The sequence below is a fragment of the Diaminobutyricibacter sp. McL0608 genome, assembly GCF_039613825.1.
In the GTDB taxonomy this organism is placed as follows: Bacteria; Actinomycetota; Actinomycetes; order Actinomycetales; family Microbacteriaceae; genus Diaminobutyricibacter.
In genome coordinates this window covers 243319-263293 of record NZ_CP154826.1, presented here as the reverse complement: position 1 = coordinate 263293, position 19975 = coordinate 243319, and the positions used below count along the sequence as shown (strand labels likewise).

Sequence of the window (19975 nt, the reverse complement as noted above, 5' to 3'; positions counted from 1 at the left end):
CGACAGGAAACCGCCGATGAGCACCACCCGCCCGCACAACCGCGTTACTTTCAACAAGGTTCCCGATCCGACCTGGGCATTCTGGGTCATCAAAGTCCTCGCGACCACGGTCGGTGAGACGGCCGCCGACTTCCTGAGCACGACGCTCAATCTCGGGCTGACGAACACGACCATCGTGATGGGCGCCCTGCTCGTCGTCGCTCTCGTGTTCCAGTTCCGGTCCCGGGCGTACACGCCGTCCCTGTATTGGGTCGCCGTCGTCCTGATCAGCATTTTCGGGACCCTGATCACCGACAACCTGACCGACAACCTCGGAATCAGCCTCGTCGTCACGACAGTCGTCTTCACGATCGCGCTGGCCGCGACGTTCATCGTCTGGTACGCCCGCGAGCGCACCCTCTCCATCCACCAGATCGACTCGACCTCGCGCGAAGGCTTCTACTGGCTGGCCATCCTGTTCACGTTCGCGCTGGGCACCGCCGCCGGTGACCTGCTGGCCGAGCAGCTGAACCTCGGCTACCTGGCATCGGTCGGGGTCTTCGCCGCCGCCATCGGACTCGTCGCTCTGGCCCACTTCGCTTTCAAGCTCAACGCGATCGCGGCGTTCTGGATCGCATACGTGCTCACCCGGCCGCTCGGCGCATCCCTCGGCGACCTGCTGTCGCAGCCGAAGGCCGACGGAGGCCTGGGACTCGGGACGGTCGGTACGAGCGCGATCTTCCTCGCCGCGATCGTCGCTCTGGTCACCTTCCTGACCGTCACTGAGCGGCGCAAGCTGCGCGTCGCCACCTCGACGCGCGAGTCCCAGCTCGCGCATCCCGACGCCGTCGACGCGGACTGACACCCAGCGAGACAGGGTTGTCCCCGTTAAGACCGCGTCTTTTCGGGAACAACCCTGTTCTCGGCGGCGACTAGCCGACGGCGATCACCAGGCGGAAGCGGGCGCCTGCACGATCTCGACCGGGCGCGTGCTCCAGTGGGAGCCGTTCGCATAGTGGCTCGTCGACCACGGGGACGCCCAGATCGCTGCAGCGGTGACGTCAGGGGACGCGCTCGCTGCAAAGCCCGCGACGATCCCCGGATAGCCGCGCTGCAGGTTCTGCGCAGCATACTTCGCGGCCGTCACCAGGTCGGGGTAGCTTCCGAGGCCGGCGCCACCGCCCGAACCGTAACCGTTGTTCAGCGGGTTGTTGCGGTTATACCAGTCGGGCGGACCGTTCTCCTGGCGCATCCAGCGCAGCATCACGGTGACGTTGTTGTCGCTCTGAGGCCAGCCGCCGAACATCATGACGAGTTTCGCCCAGTCTGCGTTCGTCGCATTCGTGGTCAGCGTCTGCACGCCGTCGGTGGCGTGGATCTCGTCGCGCTTCACCGGCGGGGCTGCCACGTGGGCATCCACGTAGAACACCTGGACGGGTCCGCGCGGGCCCGACGACACGGTTGTCGCCTGGGCCGGCACAGTCGGTGAGATCGACAGTCCGGCCACGAGCGCGAGGGCAGTGACACCGACGCCGATGCGATGGTGGATGGCCCGCGTGACGATCGCCTTCGACACCGCGACCGGGCGGCGCGCCGAGCGGCGGCCGTGCGTCGGGGTGCGAAGTCGGGTCTGCATACCCGTCCGAGGCTAACAAACCACGGCGGATAGCGGTATTCGAGTGACCGTTCCAGGCCCGACGACGGCGCCGAAATGTGCCCCCTATGCGGGCTTTCTGCGACTTCTCTCAGAAAGATAAGATAACGCGATCATTCAACTCGACGAGGAGTTCCGTGAAGCGTCGTTCCCCCGCGGCCGTCTTTTTCTTACCCTTTCTCACCCTTGGCATCTACTGGATCGTCTGGCTCGCCACAACCCGTGGCGAACTGACGACACGGGATGCGCGCATCCCGACGACCTGGTTCTACATCCTGCCGATCGTCAACATTTGGTGGCTCTGGAAGTTCTCGGCCGGCATCGCGCACATCACCGGCAGGAGCACCCTCGCGCCGTTCGCGCTGCTCTTCCTGCTCGGCAACATCGGCGCGACGTTCGTCCAGGCGGGCCTCAACGGCGTCAAGGAACCGTATTTTCCGGCGATCGGCGACCTGCACTACAGCTCAGTGATCGCCTGACCGCTCAGACCGGCTCCGGGTACAGCTCCAGGCCGGCCGCAGCGCCGATGGCCCGATAGGCGTCGGCGAGGCTCGCCAGCGACTCGTGTGCGTTCAGACCGCTCGGGTTCGGTGCGACCCAGACGTTCGTGCCCCCCAGGCGTCGTCCTGTCTGCCGACCCGCGCATCCGGCCGATCGAACGCGACCCGGTACGCAGTGATGCCGAGCACGGCGACGACGGACGGGTGGATGCGCGCCACCCGTTCCCGGAGCGCCACGCCGCCGGCGATCAGCTCGTCGGGAGTGAGCTCGTCGGCGCGTGCCGTCGCCGTCGGCACGATGCTCGTGATGCCGAGACCGCGCTCGAGCAGGTAGGCGCGGTCTTCGGGGCGGAAGCCGTCTGCGGCGTCGATGACGCGATCGGTGATGCCGGCCCGGTAGAGCGCCGGGTAGAACCGGTTGCCGCGTTTGGCGAAATGCGCTTGCACGGCGACGGTCAGCAGTCCGGGGTTGATCCCGACGAAGAGGAGCCGCGTGCCCGGGCCGACCAGATCGGGCAGCGTTGCACCACGATAGGTGAGCAGTTCCGCGCGCGAGATCGTCACGCGATCAGCCTAGGGGGAGGCCCGGATCAGACGTCCCGCGTCTGCCCGATGAGCACTTCGAGGCGGAGCCCGTTACGCGTCTTGACGATCTCGGCCGGGATGCGCGGCGGCTTGTTGGCCCGCTCCAGCCGCACCAGCGCCTCCACGAACGCCGGCTCCAGCCCGCGCGGCACGGTTCCGACGATTCCGCTGACGCGTCGGCCGGTGAAGAGTCGCAGCTCCATCGGAGCGTCGGTGCGCTCCTCTTCGATGGTGCGTTGCCCGCCCGCCGTGAACACGTCGGTGCCGCTCTCTTCGAGCACTGTGCGCAGCTCGTCCTGATACGGATCGCTGCCTGCGAGCTGGACGCGCAGCTTCGCCGATCGCGGGATCATGTCGAATTTGTAGTCGTTGAGCGAGCCGGTCCCTCGATCGTTCTTCGGGAAGGCTTCTTCGTTGGCGCGGTTTCTCGGGGGCGTCATCCCCCTATTCTCGCAAGGCTGGGGCGCGCTCGCAGCCCGCGGACGCGACGCTAGCCGCCGAGCGCTATCCGCCGGCTCCGCCACGACGCGTACTGCGCCCACGGATCGTCGACCCCGGCCTGGAGTGCCGCGACATGCTCGCTGAGGGCGGGACCGGTCTCGAACCACTCGGTGCGGGGGATGCGCAGCTCGGCGAACTGGGCATGGCGGCGCTGTTCGAGCATCCGCCCTCCGGGCTCGAACGCGAGAACCTCGTGGTGCGGGAGCGCGGCGAACCGCTGCCGCGGATTGTTCGACGTGCCGATCTTGATGCGGTCGGCGAACCGCAGGTAGTAGACGACGTCGACGCGCACGTCGATGACGCCCTGGTCGGGAAGGTCGCCGACACGCCACTCGCACGCGGCGCAGATCCAGCCCGACGGATACCGGATGCCGACCCGGCGGCCACAGGCGAGGCACGGCGACGGCAGGAGGTCGGTGACGCCCACCTCCCTGGCCACCCAGTCGTAGGCTGCGAGCAGGTGATTCGGGCACAGGGCGAGGGGCGCGCCGGGATCGACCGGCTCTGGGCAGGCGCGTCCGTCGCGCAGCGTGATCGCGCATCCGCCGGCTTCGCGTTCTGGTCCCATGCGGGCACAGTACCCTCCGCATCCGACGCTCGACCGTTTCGGAAAAGCTTTGCCGTACAGTGTTGCTATCCGCTCCAGCCGAAGGGGAAGTCGCATCCGATGGTGACCAACGAGCGCGCGTCCGACGAGAGGGACCGGCCCGCCACCCTGAAAGATGTCGCCGCTCTCGCCGGTGTTTCGATCGCCACCGTCTCGAAGGCGCTGAACGGGCGGGAGCATGTGCGCCAGGAGACGCGCGAACGCGTGCAGCGTGCGGCCGACAAGCTGCAGTTCTATCCGAACACGCTGGCCCAGGGCCTCCTGGCCGGTCGCACCGGAACCGTCGGGCTCCTCACCAACGACCTCGAGGGCCGCTTCTCGATTCCCGTGCTGATGGGCGCTGAAGACGCGTTCGGCGCGGGCAGCACCTCCGTCTTCCTCTGCGACGCGCGCGGCGATGCGATCCGCGAACAGCATCACCTGAAGGCGCTGCTCTCGCGCCGGGTCGACGGCCTGATCATCGTCGGCGACACGACCAACCCGAGGGCCTCCCTGGGCCACGACCTGCCGGTTCCCGTCGTCTACGCGTACGCGCCCTCGTCCGATCCGGCGGACGTCTCGGTGATCAGCGACAACGTGAGCGCCGGACGGATGGCGGCCGAGCACCTGATCGCGTGCGGCCGTTCCCGTATCGCGTACGTCTCAGGCGACGTGACCTATTCAGCGGCGCGCGACCGCGTCGAGGGCGCTACCGCAGCGCTCCGTGCGGCGGGACTGGAGCTGCTCGGCGGCGAGGCGTATTACGGCGCGTGGAGCGAGACCTGGGGGCGGGGCGCGACCCGCACCATCCTGTCACGTTTCCCGGAGGTCGACGGCGTGCTGTGCGGCTCCGACCAGATCGCGCGCGGGGTCATCGACGCCCTCCGCGAGGCCGGCCGCAGCGTGCCGACCGACATCTCGGTGATGGGTCACGACAACTGGGAGCAGATCGCGACCCAGTCCCGCCCGCCCCTGTCGACGATCGACATGAACCTGCAGGAGGTCGGCCGCGTCGCCGCGAACCTGTTGTTCGAGGCGATCGACGGTCACGACAGCCCGGGCGTCCATCCGATCGCCTGCAAACTCGTCGCGCGCGGGACCACGATCGTCGGCTGACGGTCAGACGGCGGGAATCCAGATCCGCATCGTCGACGGCCCCCGTTCCGCCCAGTCGTGGTACGGGACGAGCGCAACTGGAACGGACGCTTCGGCGGGCGCCTGGCCGTCGCCGTTGTAGGGCCACGCCCGATCGGCTGTGAGCCGTCGTGACAGCTGCACGACGACCCGGCCGCCGGAATCGCGGGGGGCGACGGTAGTGTCGACCGCCACATCCGCCACGTCGTTCCATCCGTTCGGCAGGTCGACCGACTCGAGCGCATAGACGACCGGGCCGCGCTGGATCGCGACACACCCGCGCACCGCGTCGATCCGCGGATCCGGCTCGAGGAAATGCGGTGCGATCGGCAGACTCAGGCTCACGACATCCCCGGCTCGGAACCGGCGCTCCACAGTCGCATAGCCGGTGCCGACGACCTGTTCGTCACCCTCCCTGTCAGTCGAGTCGACCCGGATGGTCGCGCTTCCCGCCCACCCGGGCACGCGCAGTTCGAGCGACCACGGCTCCTTCGCGTCGCGGCCGATCCGCACCCGCACGAGGCCGTCGTCGGGATAGCTGGTCTCCACGTCGAGTTCGACGGATTCGCCGTTCCCGAGGGTCGTGCGGATGTGCGCCGGAGCGAACTGCTGGAGCTGCAGTGCCGAGTCGCCTGCGGTCGCGATGTACGAGTCGAGGCTCGCGAGCGTGCGCGCCACGTTGGGCGGGCAGCACGACACCTCGAACCACGGTGCACGGAGGGACGCTTCGGCCCGGGGCGATGCCACGTTCTCGTCGGCAGCCGCCCCAGGTACGCGGCGGTGCAATGTGTTCGCGTAATAGAAGGCGGTGCCGTCGTGCGAAGGCGAGGTCGCGACGACGTTGTACAGCGTGCGCTCGACGAGGTCGGCGTAGCTGTGGTCGTTCTTCGCCAGGAGCATCCGCCAGCTGAACTGGATCGACGCGATGCTCGCGCAGGTCTCGGAGTATGCACGGTCGGGCGGAAGCTCGAAGTCGTCGCCAAACGCCTCGTCCTGGTGGTGCGAGCCCTGGCCCCCTGTGATGTAGGTGCGTCGCGCGACGGTGCGCGCCCACTGGCGTTCGAGGCTCGCGAGAAGGCCGGCGTCGCCGGTCTCGACAGCCACGTCGACGGCGCCCGACGCCAGGTAGTTCGCCCTGACCGCGTGGCCGCGCAGCACCTCCGCGTCACGCACCGGAATGTCGTCCTGGTAGTACGAGCGTCCCCACTCGATGTCGCGGAGCACCCCGGTGCCGCGCCGTTCGATGAACAGCCTCGCCTGCTCGATGTACCGTGCATCGCCTGTGACCCGGCCGAGCTCGACGAGCGCCGTCTCGACCTCGGCATGTCCGCACACCGACTGGATACCGTCCGCTCCGAACACGTCGCAGATCAGGTCGGCGACACGAACCGTCGCCGCGAGCAGCCCGTCGTCGGCGCCCGGCCGTGTCCGCTCGCGCGCGACCGCCGCCTGCATCAGATGGCCCGCGCAATACAGTTCGTGGCCCCACTCGAGATCCGACCACCGCGGCCGCTGTCCGGCACGGCCGAAATTCGTGTTGAGGTAGCCGTCGGCCTCCTGGGCCGCCACCACCCGCGAGACGACCTGGCGGAACCGTTCCTCGAGGTGCCCGTCGTCGGTGCGGCCGATCTCCCAGGCCACCGCCTCCAGGTACTTGTAGACCTCGGAGTCGGAGAATTCGCGTCCCCGCCGACCGTCCGGAAGAGTTCCGGTTGCGGCGCGGTCGAAGTTGGCGAGCCATCCTTCCCGCTCGAGCCAGTGGGCGATGTGCGCGAGAGTGGCGCCGGCGTTGACGGCCTGCCGTTCCGCCCAGTAGCCGCCGGTGATCCGGACCTCGCCGATCCCAAGCGGCCGGAGCGCACCCCCGGAAGGCACGGCCGGCGCGATCGCTGCTCGGACGGCAGGCTCTGCTGCTCCGCCTCGTTCGGTGTCGATGATGGTCATGGTCACCCCTTGAAGGCGCCCGACATGAAGCCGCGCACATAGTGTCGTTGCAGGAGAAGGAACAGCAGGATGCATGGGACCGCCAGGACGACGACCCCCGCCTCGGTCGCGCCGTAGTCGACGACGCCCTGCACCTGCCCGCGCAGGTTCGAGACCGCAAGCGGAAGTGTCATCCGATTGGAGTCGTTGATCAGGATCAGAGGTGCGAAGAAGTCGTTCCACGCCGCGAGGAAGGCGAACAGACCGACGGTGATCAGTCCGGGCTTGACCGCGGGGATCAGGACCCGCCAGAGCGACCCGAAGGTGGAGCATCCGTCGACCATCGCCGCCTCGTCGAGTTCGCGAGGCACCGACTCGAACGAGATGCGCATCATGAACGTGGCGAACGGCAGCTGGAACATCGTGAGCACCAGGGCCACGCCGACCAGGGAATTGGACAGTCCGACCGAGTTCAGGATCACGTAGAGCGGGATCAGGACGGTCGCGTACGGCACCATGAGGATGGCGAGAGTCGCCATGAAGAGCACGTTGCGACCCGGGAAACGGAAGCGCGCGAATGCGTAGCCGCCGAGCAGGGAGATCGCGAGCGTGAGCGCCACGGTCAGCAACGACACGAACAGCGAGTTCGCGAGATACACCCAGATGCCGGCCTGGTAGTTTGCCAGCGTCGTGTAATTCCCGAAGCCCCAGCCGTGCACCTGGTTCGTTCCGGCGCGCGGCGAAAACGACGAGACTGTCGTCCACAGCAGCGGGTAGAGGAAGATCAGTGCGAGCCCGCCGGTGAGGACCCAGTACGGCGTGCGCGCCGCCACACCCCAGAACCGGGTCGGGCGCGAACGGTTGCGCGAGGTCGTGCGAGCCGCCGGAGCGCTCTCGGTCGTCGCAGCGCTCGAATACGTGTCGGCGCTCACAGGGCATCCTCCTTCTGGCCGAACGCGCGGATCTGCGCGAAGTTGATGATGACGAGAGCGATCAGCACGACCACCGACAGCGCACCGGCGACGCCGAGGTTGTTCGGTCCCTGGAACGCGACGCTGTAGATCAGCTGCACGACGGTGATCGTGCTGTTGTCGGGTCCGCCTTTGGTCAGGATGTAGAACTGCTCGAAGGCGAGCAGCGAGCCGGTCACGCACAGCACCGTCGTCAGAGCGAGCGTCGGGCGCAGAAGCGGCAGGGTGATCGTGCGGAAGATCTGCCAGGGATTGCCGCCGTCGATGCGTGCCGCCTCATACACCTCGTCGGGGATCGACTGCAGCCCCACCAGCATGAGGAGCATGTAGAAGCCGGCGTACCGCCAGACGATCAGGAAGACCGTCGACCAGAGCGCGCCGGCCGGCGTGCCCAGGAAGCTGATGCCCCGCGCGTTCATGAGATCGGCGAAGGGACCCGCGATCGGCGAGTAGAGGACGTAGAAGAGAAGGGATGCGGATGCCAGCCCGAGTGCGCTCGGGATCAGGATGGCCGTGCGGAGGAAACCCTTCCAGCGCGTCGACTCCTGCACGAGCAACGCGATTCCCAGAGCCAGTCCGAGAAGGATGATCGTCGTGACCACGGTGTACGTGAGCGTGAAAGTCACGGAGTCGACGAAGAACCGGTTGTTGAAGGCGTCGACGTAGTTCTTGGGGAAGTTCCATCCCTGGTTGCCTCCGAGAAGAGGCCAGTTCGACGCCGACATCTGGAAGACCAGGAGAAGCGGGAGGACGAACAGGAGCACGACGAAGATCGCGGTCGGCGCTGCGTAGCCCCAGCCCTTCCAGCGTTCGCCGTTCCGGCGCCTTTTCAGGCCCTGGCGCAGGGGCCGCTTGCCCACCATCGAGCTGGCAGTCATGGTGTTGAGCCTTTCGTGCGGAGAGAGGGGTGGCGGGCGCCCCGAAAGCGCCCGCCACCGTGAGGCGATTTCTATTGCGAGAGAACCGACGTGATCTGCTTGTTGTCGGTGTCGACCGAATCCGTTCCCTTCAGGACTGCGTTCCGCACCATTGTCAGCCAGGGGCTGTTCGGCGCGTTGAAGGCCTGCTGGAAGTTGAGAGCGATCGGGGTGTCGCCCTTGCCTGCGACCTGGTTGATCGTCACGAGACGCGGGTCCTGGCTGGAGTACTGGTTCTCTGCCAGGTCGCTGCGGGAGACGACGTCCTTGTCCTTCGCGAGCACGCCGACCTGCGCGTCCTCCGACATCATCCAGCTCAGGAAGTTCCACGCCTGCGCGGCCTTCTTCGAGTCCTTCGAGATGCCGATGCCGTCACCGCCGACAAAGGTCGAGGCTCCTCCGTTCGCACTGGGGATGCCCGCCACACCGACGTCGAACGGCGTCGATGAGAGAAGGGTCGCCGGGTAGAACATCAGGCCGACCTTGCCCTGGGTGAAGCCTGCGGTCCAGGTCGGACCCGATTCATCCTTGGACGAGGGGAGCACATCCCCGGACTTCCAGAGATCCGCCCACGTGCTGTAGGTCTTCTTCGCCGTGTCGCTGTCGAGAAGGGACTTCGTCCCGTCGGAGTTCATCACCTGCTGGCCGTCGGCCCACACCGTGGGGAACCAGGTGAAGACGAGGCAGCCACCGCAGTTGAGGCCTGTCGCGGTGCCGTAGACGCCCGGCTGCTTCAGAGCCTGGATCTTCTTGGCCGCGTCGGCGTACTCCTGCAGGTTCGCGGGCGCCTTGTTCGGGTCGAGGCCGGCCTCCTGGAAGAGTTTCTTGTTCCAGAACATCATCGACAGGTCGAGCACGAACGGAAGCACGTGCTCCTTGCCGTCCATGGTGCCGGCCTTCAGGTGGCCCTGGTTGATCGCGCTCTTGTAGGACAGTCCGTCGATCTGCGCCGAGATGTCCTGGAAGAGGCCCTGCTTCACCCAGTTGGGCACGTAGACGATGTCTGCCGCGAACAGGTCGGGCAGGCTGTTCGAGCCGGCGGCTGCGCCGACTTTCGCAACATAGTCGTCGTTCGGCACGACCGTGAGGTCGACGTGGTTCTTGTGGCTCGAGTTGTACGCGTCGACCAGCAGCTTCGCCTGCTTCTCCAGGGGAGCCCGGGTCCACAGCGTCATCTTGGTGCCGTCGTCGGTTCCGTTCTTGCTGATGGAAGCCGCAGGCTGCGACCCGCCGGAACTGCCCGAACATGCGGCGAGGCTGATTGCCAGCGCTCCCGCAAGTGCTGCTGCGACGAATCGTCGCGAGCGGCGGTGGAAAATCTTCATTGCATCTCCTCTTAGCTCATCATTGAGCCCGGCTGCCGCCAAGCCCCGCCGTGGCAAGCCTCTTCAGTGAAAGTTTCCGAAATGGCTTTCGGCCAGTAAAGCGGTAATGTTTTGGCGTGTCAAGGACATTCGTGCGATAAGGTTTGCGAAACATCGCGAAACTAGGAAAACGGATGTCGAACCTCATTTCAACCGGCACGTCACGGGCCGCGACGCTCAGCGACGTCGCCCGGCTTGCCGGGGTGTCCACCTCGACTGCGTCCAAAGCGCTCAACGGTCGCGGCGACGTCAGCGAACGCACGCGGGCACGCGTGATCGCCGCCGCGGACGAAGTCGGTTTCACACCGAACGCACTCGCCCAGAGCCTCACAGCCGGTCGCACCGGAACGGTCGGACTCCTCACCAGCGACCTCGAAGGCCGCTTCGTGATCCCCATCCTGATGGGTGCTGAGGATGCATTCGGCGCCGGCCAGGTGAACGTATTCCTCTGCGACGCACGCGGGGACACCATCCGCGAGCAGTACCACCTGAAAGCACTTCTCAACCGCCGCGTCGACGGGATCATCGTGGTCGGCCGCCAGACCGACCCGCGCCCCTCCCTCGGCCACGACCTCCCGCTGCCGGTGGTGTACGCCTACGCGCCCAGCGACGACCCCGCCGACCACTCGATCACGCCAGACAACCGGCTGGGCGGCAGGCTCGCCGTCGAACACCTGCTCACGTGCGGACGGACACGGATCGCGCACATCAGCGGCGACCCGACCTTCGCCGCCGCCCAGGACCGTGCGCTCGGATTCCGCGACGCGATGCGCGACGCCGGTCTCTCCCCAGTCGGCGAAACGCTGTTCTCGAGTTGGACGGAAGGCTGGGGACGCAACGCCGCGATGCTGCTGCTGCGCCAACATCCGGAGATCGACGGAATCGTGTGCGCATCCGACCAGATCGCCCGGGGTGTGCTCGACACCCTCCGCGACCTCGGGCGCAGCGTGCCCGACGACGTCGCGGTGATCGGCTACGACAACTGGCAGGTGCTCGCGACGAACGCGCGGCCGGAGCTCACGACCATCGACAACAATCTCGAGGAGCTCGGACGGCGGGCCGCACGCCGCATCTTCGACGCTATCGACGGCGAGCCGCTCGAGGGGACGGTCGAAAACCTCCCGGTGCGCCTCGTCGTGCGCGGGTCGACCATCGCGCTGCGCTGACGGAACTGCGGGCTGACGAATTGCGGGCCGACGGAACAGCGGGCTGACAGAACCGCGGGCTAACGGAACTGCGGCGTGCGGAGGTCGATACTGAGGCGCACCTCGACGAGATCCCCGACCTCGATTCCTTCAGCATCCTGCACGCGCTTCTTCACCGGAACGATGTACCCGCCGTCCTTCGGCCAGAGCGAGGTCGTCGTCTCCGTGCCGCCGATCATGAGCGCGACGGGGATCATCCCCCACCCGTAGGTGACCAGCGGAGCGACGTCTGCGATCGTGGCGCTCTCCTCAGGGGGCACCGTGACGAAATGAAACGGGGCAGGGCCGCGCCAGTACCAGACTTCGCCCTGGAATCGCAGGTCCATGTGTCGAGGATAACGGGCCGGGGGCCGCGTCGACAGGGCTCGACCGTTGTGCGGCGGGACCGCAGGCGAAAGGATTGGCCCATGAATCCGTCCGACCGGTTCGCGCTGCTCGTCGAGGAGTTCGCGTCGCTCGACGGGGTGATTCCGCCCGGCGCGACCGCCGGTTTCGGGTCGTCGGCGCTGCGGTTCCAGGGTCGGATCTTCGCGATGCTCGCCCACGACCGCCTGGTCGTCAAACTCCCGGCCGCGCGGGTAACATCTCTCGTCGACGACGGCGAGGGCGTGCGCTTCGACGCCGGCAAGGGTCGCCCCCTGAAGGAGTGGCTTTCCCTAGGCCCCGACAGCGAGGCGTCCTGGTCGGACCTCGCGCACGAGGCGTTTCGGTTCGCGCATCGCTGAGGGGCGAGCGCCGAGCACAGGGTTGTTCCCGTTATGTGAGCCCGATAACGGGAACAACCCTGTGCTCGCGAAGGACGATCGCGCGGGCGACTAGATCACGTGGTGGCGGCGCTCGAGGGCCGCGCCCTCGATGTCGACGTTCGGGATGATGCGGTCCAGCCAGCGCGGCAGCCACCACGCGCCACGGCCGAGCAGGTGCATGAGCGCCGGCATGAGGAGCATGCGCACGAGGAAGGCGTCGATGAGCACACCGAAGGCCAGCCCGAACCCGATGGAGCGGATCATCGTGGACTCGGAGAAGATGAACCCTCCGAAGACCGACACCATGATGAGACCAGCGGCGATCACGACCGATCTGCCGGCGCGGAAGCCCTTCATGACCGCCAGTCGCGCATCCGCCCCGTGAACGTAGGCTTCGCGCATCCCGGACGCCAGGAACAGCTGGTAGTCCATCGCCAGGCCGAAGAGGATCCCGATCAGGATGACGGGAAGGAAGCTGAGGATCGGGCCCGTACTGGTGACGCCGAACGCTCCGCCCATCCATCCCCACTGGAACACGGCGACGATCGCGCCGTAGGTGGCGAAGAGCGAGAGGATGAAGCCTCCGGTCGCGATCAGCGGCACGAGCAGCGAGCGGAACACCATGATCATGATGATCAGCGAGAGGCCGACGACCACCGTCAGATAGAGGGGCAGGACCGCCGCCAGGCTCTCCGAGATGTCGATGTTGATCGCGGCCTGACCCGCGACGCCCAGTGAGATGTCGCCGTCGATGTCGCCGAGTCCCCGCAGGTCGCGCACGAGCTTCTCGGTCGAGACGCTGTTCGGTCCGTCCTTCGGGACGACCTGGAAGGCGGCGAGCTTGTGGTCGTCGGACACCGCGATCGGAGCGACGGCGACGACATCCTTCTGGTCTGCGAGCTTCTGGGCGACCAGGACCTGCTTCTCGAGCACCTGGTCGTCGGTCAGCCCGGCGGGCAGGTCCGCCGTGACGAGGAGAGTGCTGTTCGCGCCGGGACCGAACTTGTCCGCCGTCACCGTGAACGCGCGGTATGACGCCGAGCCGACCGGCTCGGTCGAGCCGTCGGGCAGCCCGACACGCATCGAGAGCGCGGGGATCGCGAGCGTGAGCAGCGCCACGACGCCGACCACGACGGTCACGATCGCGCGCAGCGTAGACATCGGGCGCGCCGGCTTCGCGGTCGCCTGGTCCAGGATCTCGGAGCCGGGCTCGTGGCGCCGGACGCGAGCCCGGGCACGACGGCTGAGGATGCGCATCCCGAACAGTCCGAGGAGCGCCGGGGTGAGGCTGATCGCGATCAGCACCGCGACGGCGACGCAGATCGCGCCGACCGTTCCCATCAGGCCCAGGAAGGGGACGCCTGTGACGTTGAGCGCGAGGAGCGCGACGATGACCGTCGAGCCCGCGAAGACGACCGCGTTGCCGGCCGTGCCGTTCGCCAGGCCGACGGACTCGCGCACCTCGGCCCCCTGCAGAAGCTGTTTGCGATGCCGGTTGATGATGAAGAGCGAGTAGTCGATGCCGACCGCCAGCCCCAGCATCACGCCGAGGACGGGCGTGACCGACGCCATCTGGATCATGCCCGAGAACGCGAGCGACCCGGTCACACCGATGGCGACCCCGACGAGCGCCGTGACGATCGGCATCGCGGCGGCGAGGATACTGCCGAGCATGACGAGGAGCACGACGGCCGCGAAGACGACACCGGCGAGTTCACCGACACCGAAGAGTGCAGGAACGCCCTGCGAGATCTCGGTGGAGAATCCAACCTCGACCCCGTCGATCTTCTTCGACTCGAAGTGGTCGACGACCGCCTGCTTCGAGCTCTCCGACAGTTCGAGACGCGGCTGGGTGAACGCGACATTCACGCTGGCGGTCGAACCGTCGGTCGAGACGAAGCGGATGTCCGACGCGAGCGTCAGCAGCTGGGCACCGAGCGCGAGTTTGTGGGCCTGCGCGTCGAGCTTCTTGCTGCCGGCGTCGAGCTGCGCCCGCGCGGCGGCGATCTTCGCCGTGCCGTCGGTCACCTGCTTCGCCTGGGCGGCACGCTGCTGCTCGGTCGCGAAGGGGTCGGTCACCTGCGAGACGTCGGGCAGGTTCGACGCGTCGGCGACGAGCGCGCTGATGCCCTGCTTCTGTGCGGCCGTCAGCGGCGAACCGTCTTTCGTGGTGAACACCACGGTGCCGGCCGCACCGCTGAAGTCCGGGAGTTTCCTGGCCAGAGCATCCGTCACCGCGCCGGAGGCGGTGCCCGGGATGTCGAAGCTGTTCGTGAGCGCCTTGGAGCCGAGGAGGAAGCCACCGACAGCGACCGCCAGGATCAGCAACCAGGCGGTGATAACCACCCAGGCGCGCTTCGCAGCGAAGGCGCCGAGACGGTAGAGCAGTTCAGCCATGGAGGGTCCTCTCGATCACTCGATAGATAATACGATACGGATCGTCTCGTATTCTGCGGATACGATGAGAGCATGACTGAGCATCGACGCGGGCCCGCGAGAAGCGAGCTGGCGCGGATGGCCATCCTCGAGGCGACGGCCCGCCAGTTCGCCGAACGCGGCTACGACCACCTCACGATGGAAGGCATTGCGGCGGATGCGAAAGTCGGCAAGCAGACGATCTACCGGTGGTGGTCGTCCAAGGGTGCGCTCGTCGCAGACTGCCTGATCGAAGGCCTCCTGCTACCCGACGACCTGAACACGCCGAACACGGGCGACATCCGCGCCGACCTCGCAACCTGGCTCGGCCGCATCTTCGCGCTCCGGGATCACCCGAGTGGCGACGCGCTCATGCGCTCGCTCGTCTCCGCGGCGGCAGAGAACGCCGACACCGGGCGGCTGTTGAACGAAAGCCTCGGTGCGAGCTCCACGCTGCTCATCCGCCTCCAGGCCGCCGTCGACGATGCGCAGCTCGGCCCCGACGCTCCCCTGCGGGAGATCGGCGAAGCCCTCGTGGGTGTGGTGATCCTCCGCGTGATCAGCCGGGTACCGTTCGAACCGGGCGACGCGGCGCGCGTGGTCGAGGCTGTGCTCGGGTCTACGCTGACGCCATGATCAGCGGGCGGGACACGCTCGGACAGCGGGGATGGCTCGCGCTCGGCACCGGCGCGGGCGTGCTCGCGGCTCTCCTGCTGGCGGGATGCGCGCCGACCGCACCCGTCGGTCCGCACACCACCGGCCACTCGGCGACGTCCCGTCCCACGCCCGGTGCGACGAGCATCCAGCCTCCGGTGACCGTCGCGATACCGGGAGTCAACAGCTGGCTGGGTTACCACGCCGACCAGTCACGGACCGGGGCGGTGTCAGCGCCCGCGCCGCACTCCCCCGCGACCCTCGCGTGGCGCGCGAACCTTGGAGGCGCGGTCTACGGCCAGCCGGTCGTCGCAGCCGGACGGGTGATCGCGGCGACCGAGACGAACCAGGTCGTCGCCCTGAACCCGGCGAACGGGCAGCTCGCCTGGTCGGCCTCGCTGGGCAGCCCGCTGACCAACGTCGGGGCGGTCGCGGGCTGCGGCAACATCGACCCCCTCGGAATCACGAGCACGCCGGTCGTGGATGCGACCACCGGCACGGTGTTCGTCGTCGGCGAGGTGAGCGCCGGCGGAACCGTGCACCACCAGCTCGAAGGCTTCAGCGTCGCCACCGGGAAGGTCGTGCTCTCGGAGCCCGTCGACCCGCCCCTCCCACCCGGCGAGAGCCCCGTCAACCTGCTGCAGCGCGCATCCCTCGCGCTCGCCAACGGCCGCGTCTACATCAGCTACGGCGGCAACTACGGGGACTGCGGCCACTACCACGGCTGGGTGGTGGGCGTGAACGAGTCGGGCCCGCCGAACCTCGTCTCATTCGAGGTTGCACCGGATGGCGAGGGCGGCGCGATCTGGCAGGGCGGCGGCGCGCCCGCGATCGACGCGAGCGGGAACCTCTATGTCGGAACCGGGAACGCGAATCCGGACCCGCCCCAGGGAGGCCCTGACCCCATCCGGTTCGCCGAGAGCGTGGTGAAGCTGTCACCCACGCTGCAGCCGCTGGCCGCGTACAAAGACCAGACGGCGGGCGGCGACGAAGACCTGGGGACCAGCAATCCGGTGCTGCTGCGCGGCGGGACGGTCTTCTCGGTCGGCAAGACCGACATCGGGTTCGTCCTCACGCAGTCAACCCTCGCGCCGGTCGCGGCCATCCACGGCATCTGCGGAAGCGACCCCGACGGCGGGCCGGCCTACGACGCCGCCACCAACCGGATCTTCGTGCCGTGCCGGGGCGGTGGCATCCAGCCCGTCGACCTCGCGAACAGCACGGTGGGTCCGCTCATGAGCGGGGCGAACAGCTCGCCGACACTGGTCGGGTCCACTCTGTGGGCGGCCCAGTATCCGGACGGGACGCTCAGCGAGTACGACGCGCGGACCGGAGCCCTCATCCAGACGATCGGGGTCGGAACATCCGTACCGAACTTCGCGACCCCGAGCACCGGCCTCGGGCTGCTGTTCCTCGGGACGTCGTCAGGCGTCGTGGCGTATCGCTGAGAGCCGCCTGCTCAGGCGCCGAAACCGACGACGCCCGTGAAGTCAGGAGTGCCGTCCGGCTTCGCAGGAAGTGGGGCGCCGTTGATGTAGCGCGGCCACTCGAGGCGGAGGCCCGCCTCCGGGAACAATGTGGGATAGGCGGCCACCGGCACGCGACGGTGGGTCGTCGTGGGCGCGGACGGGGTGGATGCGGGAGCGGCGGGGGCTGCCACCGATCCGCTCCACTGCTCGGGAGGAGCGTAGAGCGGGTTGGCGACCTGACGCGAGGCGGTCGCGGTCGGCACAGGCTTGGCGCCCTTCGGTCCGAACAGCGAGTAGGTGAGCGGGATGAGGATGGTGCCGAGCGCGTCGAGAATCGCGATGACGCCCATGAGACGCCAGTAGGCCTCGCCGAAGTCGGTGCGCGTGAAGATGAGCGGCAGCGACAGGCCGACCGTGAGGAGCCCGACGAGGACGAGGGTGCTGACAGTGACCTTCGACATGATCGGCCCGGTGAAACGCCGCTGCGTGTTGAGCACCAGATGGATGTGCAGGAGGCCCAGCCGCGTGACGGCGACGAGCAGGAACCACGCGACCGGCGCCCACACCGGGGCGGTCTGATCATAGGTCGTGGGGATCCAGATCTTGGCGAGCCCGACGAGTAGCAGATATGCGGAGGTCACGACGCTGACCGCGCCGAACCAGGGTGCGCGGCGCGCGGAGACGTCCGCGTCGTACCAGGACACCAGCGAGAAGAAGACGAACAGGCAGATCGTGCCGATGAGCCGCCAGCACGTTTCGTCGAAGCGGCCGATGATGACCGCATACACCGCGACGAGCGCGCCCGCGATGAGCGCACCGACGACGATGCGGGGAAGCAGGTGGCGCACCCAGGCGTACTCGCGAGGCGCGGTCTCGGTTGTCATCATTCGTCCTTTCGAAAGACGTATATGCCGTTTCGTGCATGGATCCGCGGCCAACCGCGTGTCGTGATCGTATCGAGCCGCGTCGGCTGCGCTGATCCGTGCCTGTACGGAATCCCGGCGGTCGCCCCCGCACTGGGGGTCCGGTCCCGACAGCGAGAATGGAGGGGTGAGTGCTGCCGCAGAATTCGTCGACGCAGCCCTTCAGCGCGAGGGCGACGGGTACCGGGCCGAGGATGCGAAGACAAGACTGGGCAGCGAGCTCCGCTTCTATGGCGCATCGGTCGGCGCGGTGCGTGGCACGATTCGGGACATGCGTCAGCGGTATCGCCACCTGACTCACGACGAGGTCACCGCCCTCAGTTCCGAACTGTGGGCCGAGCCGGTGTTCGAGCGCCGTCTCGCAGCCGTCGTCCTGTTGCAGTCGAACGTCTCCCTGCTCGACAATTCCGACCTCACACGCATCGAGGGATTCGTGCGCGATGCCCCGCTCACCGCGCTCGCCGACCCGCTCACCCAGGATGTCATCCGCCCCCTGCTCGACCGCCTCGATGGGGTCGCCCGACAGCGGGCGCTCGCCGTCATCGCCCGCTGGTCGCACGACGAGAACCCCTGGCTGCGTCGCGCCGCCGAAACGATTATTCCTCACATTCAGTAGGATCAGTCCTGTGTCCACTGCCACAGTGCGAGGCCTTCGGTGAGCGACAAGCCCGCCTTCCGCGTGCCCGTCGGGACGGCAGCGAACCCGGTGCTCGACCACGAGACCTTCGAGCGGCTGGTCGCACTGGGCGTCGCCGAGGACGTCGAGCAGGGAACCCACCTCTTCAGCGTCGGCGACTCCAACCCGGACATGTTCGTCGTCGAGTCGGGCCGGGTCAACATCATCCGCGAGGCCACCGTCTCCTCGCCCGCGCGCGTGATGGCCCAATGGCAGGCGGGCGAATTCCTCGGCGAACTGGCCATGCTGACCGGCCAGTCGTCGCTGCTGACCGCGCTCGTCGTCGAATCCGGGCGCGTCTGCCGCATCACCAACGCCACCTTCAAGCAGCTCATGTCGAGCGACGGCTCCCTCTCGGCGCTGCTCCTCGCAACCTTCCGTGCGCGGCGCGCCCTGCTCATGGCGGCAGCCGACAAGACGACCGAGATCCTCGGCTTCGAAGGATCGGCACAGGCCATGGCGCTGCGCACATATGCGTCGCGGATGGAGCTGCCGCATCGCTGGCGTGACGTTTCGACGGAGGCGGGCCGGGCGTCGCTCGAGGCATCCGGAAAGTCGGTATCCGATCTGCCCGTCGTCGTCACCCGCGGAGGGGTGCTCACCAACGCGACGCCACGCCTGCTGTCAGAAGCAGTCGGGCTGTCCTACCGCAGCACGACCGGCGACCATTTCGACCTGGTGGTCGTCGGCGCAGGTCCCGCCGGCCTGGCCGCCGGCATCTACGGAGCATCCGAGGGGCTCTCGACGCTGCTCCTCGACGCGATCGCCCCGGGCGGCCAGGCGGCCGCAAGCTCACGGATCGAGAACTATCTCGGCTTTCCATCGGGTGTCTCCGGCGCCGAGATCACCGAGCTCGGCATCGTCCAGGCTCTCAAGTTCGGCGTGCGGCTCTCCGCGCCGTCGGAGGTGGCCGACCTCGTCTCCCACTCCGACCACACGGAGATCACGATGGCCGATGGCGAAAGCATCACCACGCGGGCGATCATCGTGGCCACCGGAGCCCGCTATCGCAGGCTTCCCCTCGACCGCTGGAACGATTTCGAGGGCGGGAGCATCTTCTTCGCCGCCACCGAGCTCGAGGCGCGCACCTGCGCCGGAAGACCCGTCGCAGTGGTCGGCGGGGCGAACTCGGCCGGGCAAGCCGCCATCTACCTGGCCGACCTCGGCTGTTCGGTCAGCCTGATCGTGCGTGGACCCTCCATCGGCTCGAAGATGTCCTCGTACCTCGCGGACCGCGTGACGGCGCATCCGCGCATCCGCGTCCACTCCGCGAGCGACGTGACTGCGCTCCACGGCGACAGCCACCTCGCGTCGATCACTGTCACCTCGTCGGCGACAGGTGAGAGCACGGACGTCGAAGCGGTCGCGCTGTTCTGCTTCGTCGGAGCCGTGCCCGGCACGTCGTGGCTGAGCGGCATCCAACTCGATGCGAGCGGATTCCTGCTCACCGATGTCGACCTGCCCGTGCACGGGGACGACGCGGCCTGGGCAGCGCTGGGTCGTCGACCACTGGCGTTCGAGACGAGCATCCCGCGCGTGTTCGCGGCAGGGGATGTGCGTCACGGCTCCATGAAGCGGATCGCCGCGGCGGTCGGCGAGGGCGCGAGCGCGGTGGCGTCGGTGCATCGAGCGCTCGCGCCCGGCTGACGTCGCGCAGGCGTTCGGAACGGGTGCACGCGGTGCAACGTGGGCACACGTTCAAAACCCGTGCACGAAGCCGGCGGGTATGTCGCCGCACGTCTTCTGTCCCGCCGCACTACGTCTACTTAGTGC

Annotated in this window: 19 protein-coding genes and 1 pseudogene; 9 read left to right on the top strand and 11 right to left on the bottom strand. The window is 67.8% G+C overall.

All coding sequences use genetic code 11. The annotated features are described in order from the left end of the window. The first annotated feature begins 16 nt into the window (after positions 1-16). Positions 17-841, top strand: coding sequence for a COG4705 family protein (locus tag AAYO93_RS01200; RefSeq protein WP_345763204.1), 825 nt, complete (start codon positions 17-19; stop codon positions 839-841). 84 nt (positions 842-925) lie between these two features. On the opposite strand, the gene AAYO93_RS01195 is transcribed toward AAYO93_RS01200, so the two are convergent. After that, a complete protein-coding gene (locus tag AAYO93_RS01195) occupies positions 926-1615 on the bottom strand; it encodes a hypothetical protein (protein WP_345763203.1) in 690 nt (229 codons plus the stop codon). Positions 1616-1770: 155 nt separating this feature from the next. On the opposite strand from AAYO93_RS01195, the gene AAYO93_RS01190 reads away from it, so the two are divergent. Beyond that, positions 1771-2112: a DUF4234 domain-containing protein gene (locus AAYO93_RS01190; protein ID WP_345763202.1), complete on the top strand. Its 342-nt coding sequence runs from the start codon at positions 1771-1773 to the stop codon at positions 2110-2112. 4 nt (positions 2113-2116) lie between these two features. Here the strand turns inward: AAYO93_RS01190 and AAYO93_RS01185 are convergent. From AAYO93_RS01185 to AAYO93_RS01175, 3 genes and pseudogenes are all read right to left on the bottom strand, one after another. After that, positions 2117-2697: pseudogene (locus AAYO93_RS01185) on the bottom strand (mismatch-specific DNA-glycosylase). 26 nt (positions 2698-2723) lie between these two features. Then, positions 2724-3158, bottom strand: a complete 435-nt coding sequence (locus AAYO93_RS01180; protein ID WP_345763200.1) for a hypothetical protein — start codon at positions 3156-3158, stop codon at positions 2724-2726. A 50-nt stretch (positions 3159-3208) separates the two neighbouring features. Next, on the bottom strand, positions 3209-3787 hold the full coding sequence (locus AAYO93_RS01175; RefSeq protein WP_345763199.1) for a GIY-YIG nuclease family protein: 579 nt from the start codon (positions 3785-3787) through the stop codon (positions 3209-3211). A gap of 99 nt (positions 3788-3886) precedes the next feature. Between AAYO93_RS01175 and AAYO93_RS01170 the strand changes: the two genes are divergently transcribed. Next, entirely contained in the window at positions 3887-4921 is a 1035-nt protein-coding gene (locus AAYO93_RS01170) for a LacI family DNA-binding transcriptional regulator (protein WP_345763198.1), read from the top strand. A 3-nt stretch (positions 4922-4924) separates the two neighbouring features. Here AAYO93_RS01170 and AAYO93_RS01165 read toward each other — a convergent pair whose 3' ends face one another. The 4 genes from AAYO93_RS01165 to AAYO93_RS01150 form a co-directional block, all read right to left on the bottom strand. Continuing rightward, positions 4925-6883 carry a glycoside hydrolase family 127 protein gene (locus tag AAYO93_RS01165; protein ID WP_345763197.1) on the bottom strand — a complete coding sequence of 653 codons (1959 nt, stop codon included), beginning with the start codon at positions 6881-6883 and terminating at the stop codon, positions 4925-4927. Positions 6884-6885: 2 nt separating this feature from the next. Beyond that, entirely contained in the window at positions 6886-7794 is a 909-nt protein-coding gene (locus AAYO93_RS01160) for a carbohydrate ABC transporter permease (RefSeq protein ID WP_434056661.1), read from the bottom strand. Next, positions 7791-8711, bottom strand: a complete 921-nt coding sequence (locus AAYO93_RS01155) for a carbohydrate ABC transporter permease (protein WP_345763196.1) — start codon at positions 8709-8711, stop codon at positions 7791-7793. Before AAYO93_RS01155 ends, AAYO93_RS01160 begins: the two co-directional genes overlap by 4 nt. Positions 8712-8782: 71 nt before the next feature. Further along, entirely contained in the window at positions 8783-10075 is a 1293-nt protein-coding gene (locus AAYO93_RS01150; protein WP_345763195.1) for an ABC transporter substrate-binding protein, read from the bottom strand. Between the two features lie 173 nt (positions 10076-10248). Here AAYO93_RS01150 and AAYO93_RS01145 point away from each other — a divergent pair, with 173 nt between their 5' ends. After that, entirely contained in the window at positions 10249-11280 is a 1032-nt protein-coding gene (locus AAYO93_RS01145) for a LacI family DNA-binding transcriptional regulator (protein WP_345763194.1), read from the top strand. A gap of 59 nt (positions 11281-11339) precedes the next feature. On the opposite strand, the gene AAYO93_RS01140 is transcribed toward AAYO93_RS01145, so the two are convergent. Beyond that, positions 11340-11645, bottom strand: a complete 306-nt coding sequence (locus tag AAYO93_RS01140; RefSeq protein WP_345763193.1) for a DUF1905 domain-containing protein — start codon at positions 11643-11645, stop codon at positions 11340-11342. Positions 11646-11726: 81 nt separating this feature from the next. Between AAYO93_RS01140 and AAYO93_RS01135 the strand changes: the two genes are divergently transcribed. Beyond that, on the top strand, positions 11727-12044 hold the full coding sequence (locus AAYO93_RS01135) for a hypothetical protein (RefSeq protein ID WP_345763192.1): 318 nt from the start codon (positions 11727-11729) through the stop codon (positions 12042-12044). Positions 12045-12134: 90 nt separating this feature from the next. Here the strand turns inward: AAYO93_RS01135 and AAYO93_RS01130 are convergent, their stop codons facing one another. After that, the gene (locus AAYO93_RS01130) at positions 12135-14462 is read right to left on the bottom strand and encodes an MMPL family transporter (protein WP_345763191.1); all 2328 of its coding nucleotides are present in this window, start codon (positions 14460-14462) and stop codon (positions 12135-12137) included. A 72-nt stretch (positions 14463-14534) separates the two neighbouring features. On the opposite strand from AAYO93_RS01130, the gene AAYO93_RS01125 reads away from it, so the two are divergent. Together AAYO93_RS01125 and AAYO93_RS01120 are read left to right on the top strand one after the other, a co-directional pair. Continuing rightward, complete coding sequence (locus AAYO93_RS01125; protein ID WP_345763190.1) at positions 14535-15116, top strand: TetR/AcrR family transcriptional regulator; 582 nt, start codon at positions 14535-14537, stop codon at positions 15114-15116. Continuing rightward, positions 15113-16582, top strand: a complete 1470-nt coding sequence (locus AAYO93_RS01120) for a PQQ-binding-like beta-propeller repeat protein (protein ID WP_345763189.1) — start codon at positions 15113-15115, stop codon at positions 16580-16582. The genes AAYO93_RS01125 and AAYO93_RS01120 overlap by 4 nt, the downstream gene beginning before the upstream one ends. An 11-nt stretch (positions 16583-16593) precedes the next feature. On the opposite strand, the gene AAYO93_RS01115 is transcribed toward AAYO93_RS01120, so the two are convergent. After that, complete coding sequence (locus AAYO93_RS01115; RefSeq protein ID WP_345763188.1) at positions 16594-17487, bottom strand: hypothetical protein; 894 nt, start codon at positions 17485-17487, stop codon at positions 16594-16596. Positions 17488-17653: 166 nt separating this feature from the next. On the opposite strand from AAYO93_RS01115, the gene AAYO93_RS01110 reads away from it, so the two are divergent. Together AAYO93_RS01110 and AAYO93_RS01105 are read left to right on the top strand one after the other, a co-directional pair. Continuing rightward, positions 17654-18142 carry a DNA alkylation repair protein gene (locus AAYO93_RS01110; protein WP_345763187.1) on the top strand — a complete coding sequence of 163 codons (489 nt, stop codon included), beginning with the start codon at positions 17654-17656 and terminating at the stop codon, positions 18140-18142. A 39-nt stretch (positions 18143-18181) separates the two neighbouring features. Next, entirely contained in the window at positions 18182-19849 is a 1668-nt protein-coding gene (locus AAYO93_RS01105) for an FAD-dependent oxidoreductase (protein WP_345763186.1), read from the top strand. The last annotated feature ends 126 nt before the right edge of the window (positions 19850-19975 follow it).

Excerpts from the sequence above, each read along its gene's own strand:
- AAYO93_RS01145 (WP_345763194.1), top strand. The coding sequence starts at position 10,249 with ATGTCGAACCTCATTTCAACCGGCACGTCACGGGCCGCGACGCTCAGC.
- AAYO93_RS01170 (WP_345763198.1), top strand. The coding sequence starts at position 3,887 with ATGGTGACCAACGAGCGCGCGTCCGACGAGAGGGACCGGCCCGCCACC.
- AAYO93_RS01165 (WP_345763197.1), bottom strand. The coding sequence starts at position 6,883 with ATGACCATCATCGACACCGAACGAGGCGGAGCAGCAGAGCCTGCCGTC.
- AAYO93_RS01150 (WP_345763195.1), bottom strand. The coding sequence starts at position 10,075 with ATGAAGATTTTCCACCGCCGCTCGCGACGATTCGTCGCAGCAGCACTT.
- AAYO93_RS01155 (WP_345763196.1), bottom strand. The coding sequence starts at position 8,711 with ATGACTGCCAGCTCGATGGTGGGCAAGCGGCCCCTGCGCCAGGGCCTG.
- AAYO93_RS01130 (WP_345763191.1), bottom strand. The coding sequence starts at position 14,462 with ATGGCTGAACTGCTCTACCGTCTCGGCGCCTTCGCTGCGAAGCGCGCC.
- AAYO93_RS01135 (WP_345763192.1), top strand. The coding sequence starts at position 11,727 with ATGAATCCGTCCGACCGGTTCGCGCTGCTCGTCGAGGAGTTCGCGTCG.
- AAYO93_RS01180 (WP_345763200.1), bottom strand. The coding sequence starts at position 3,158 with ATGACGCCCCCGAGAAACCGCGCCAACGAAGAAGCCTTCCCGAAGAAC.
- AAYO93_RS01140 (WP_345763193.1), bottom strand. The coding sequence starts at position 11,645 with ATGGACCTGCGATTCCAGGGCGAAGTCTGGTACTGGCGCGGCCCTGCC.
- AAYO93_RS01200 (WP_345763204.1), top strand. The coding sequence starts at position 17 with ATGAGCACCACCCGCCCGCACAACCGCGTTACTTTCAACAAGGTTCCC.
- AAYO93_RS01115 (WP_345763188.1), bottom strand. The coding sequence starts at position 17,487 with ATGACAACCGAGACCGCGCCTCGCGAGTACGCCTGGGTGCGCCACCTG.
- AAYO93_RS01125 (WP_345763190.1), top strand. The coding sequence starts at position 14,535 with ATGACTGAGCATCGACGCGGGCCCGCGAGAAGCGAGCTGGCGCGGATG.
- AAYO93_RS01195 (WP_345763203.1), bottom strand. The coding sequence starts at position 1,615 with ATGCAGACCCGACTTCGCACCCCGACGCACGGCCGCCGCTCGGCGCGC.
- AAYO93_RS01175 (WP_345763199.1), bottom strand. The coding sequence starts at position 3,787 with ATGGGACCAGAACGCGAAGCCGGCGGATGCGCGATCACGCTGCGCGAC.
- AAYO93_RS01120 (WP_345763189.1), top strand. The coding sequence starts at position 15,113 with ATGATCAGCGGGCGGGACACGCTCGGACAGCGGGGATGGCTCGCGCTC.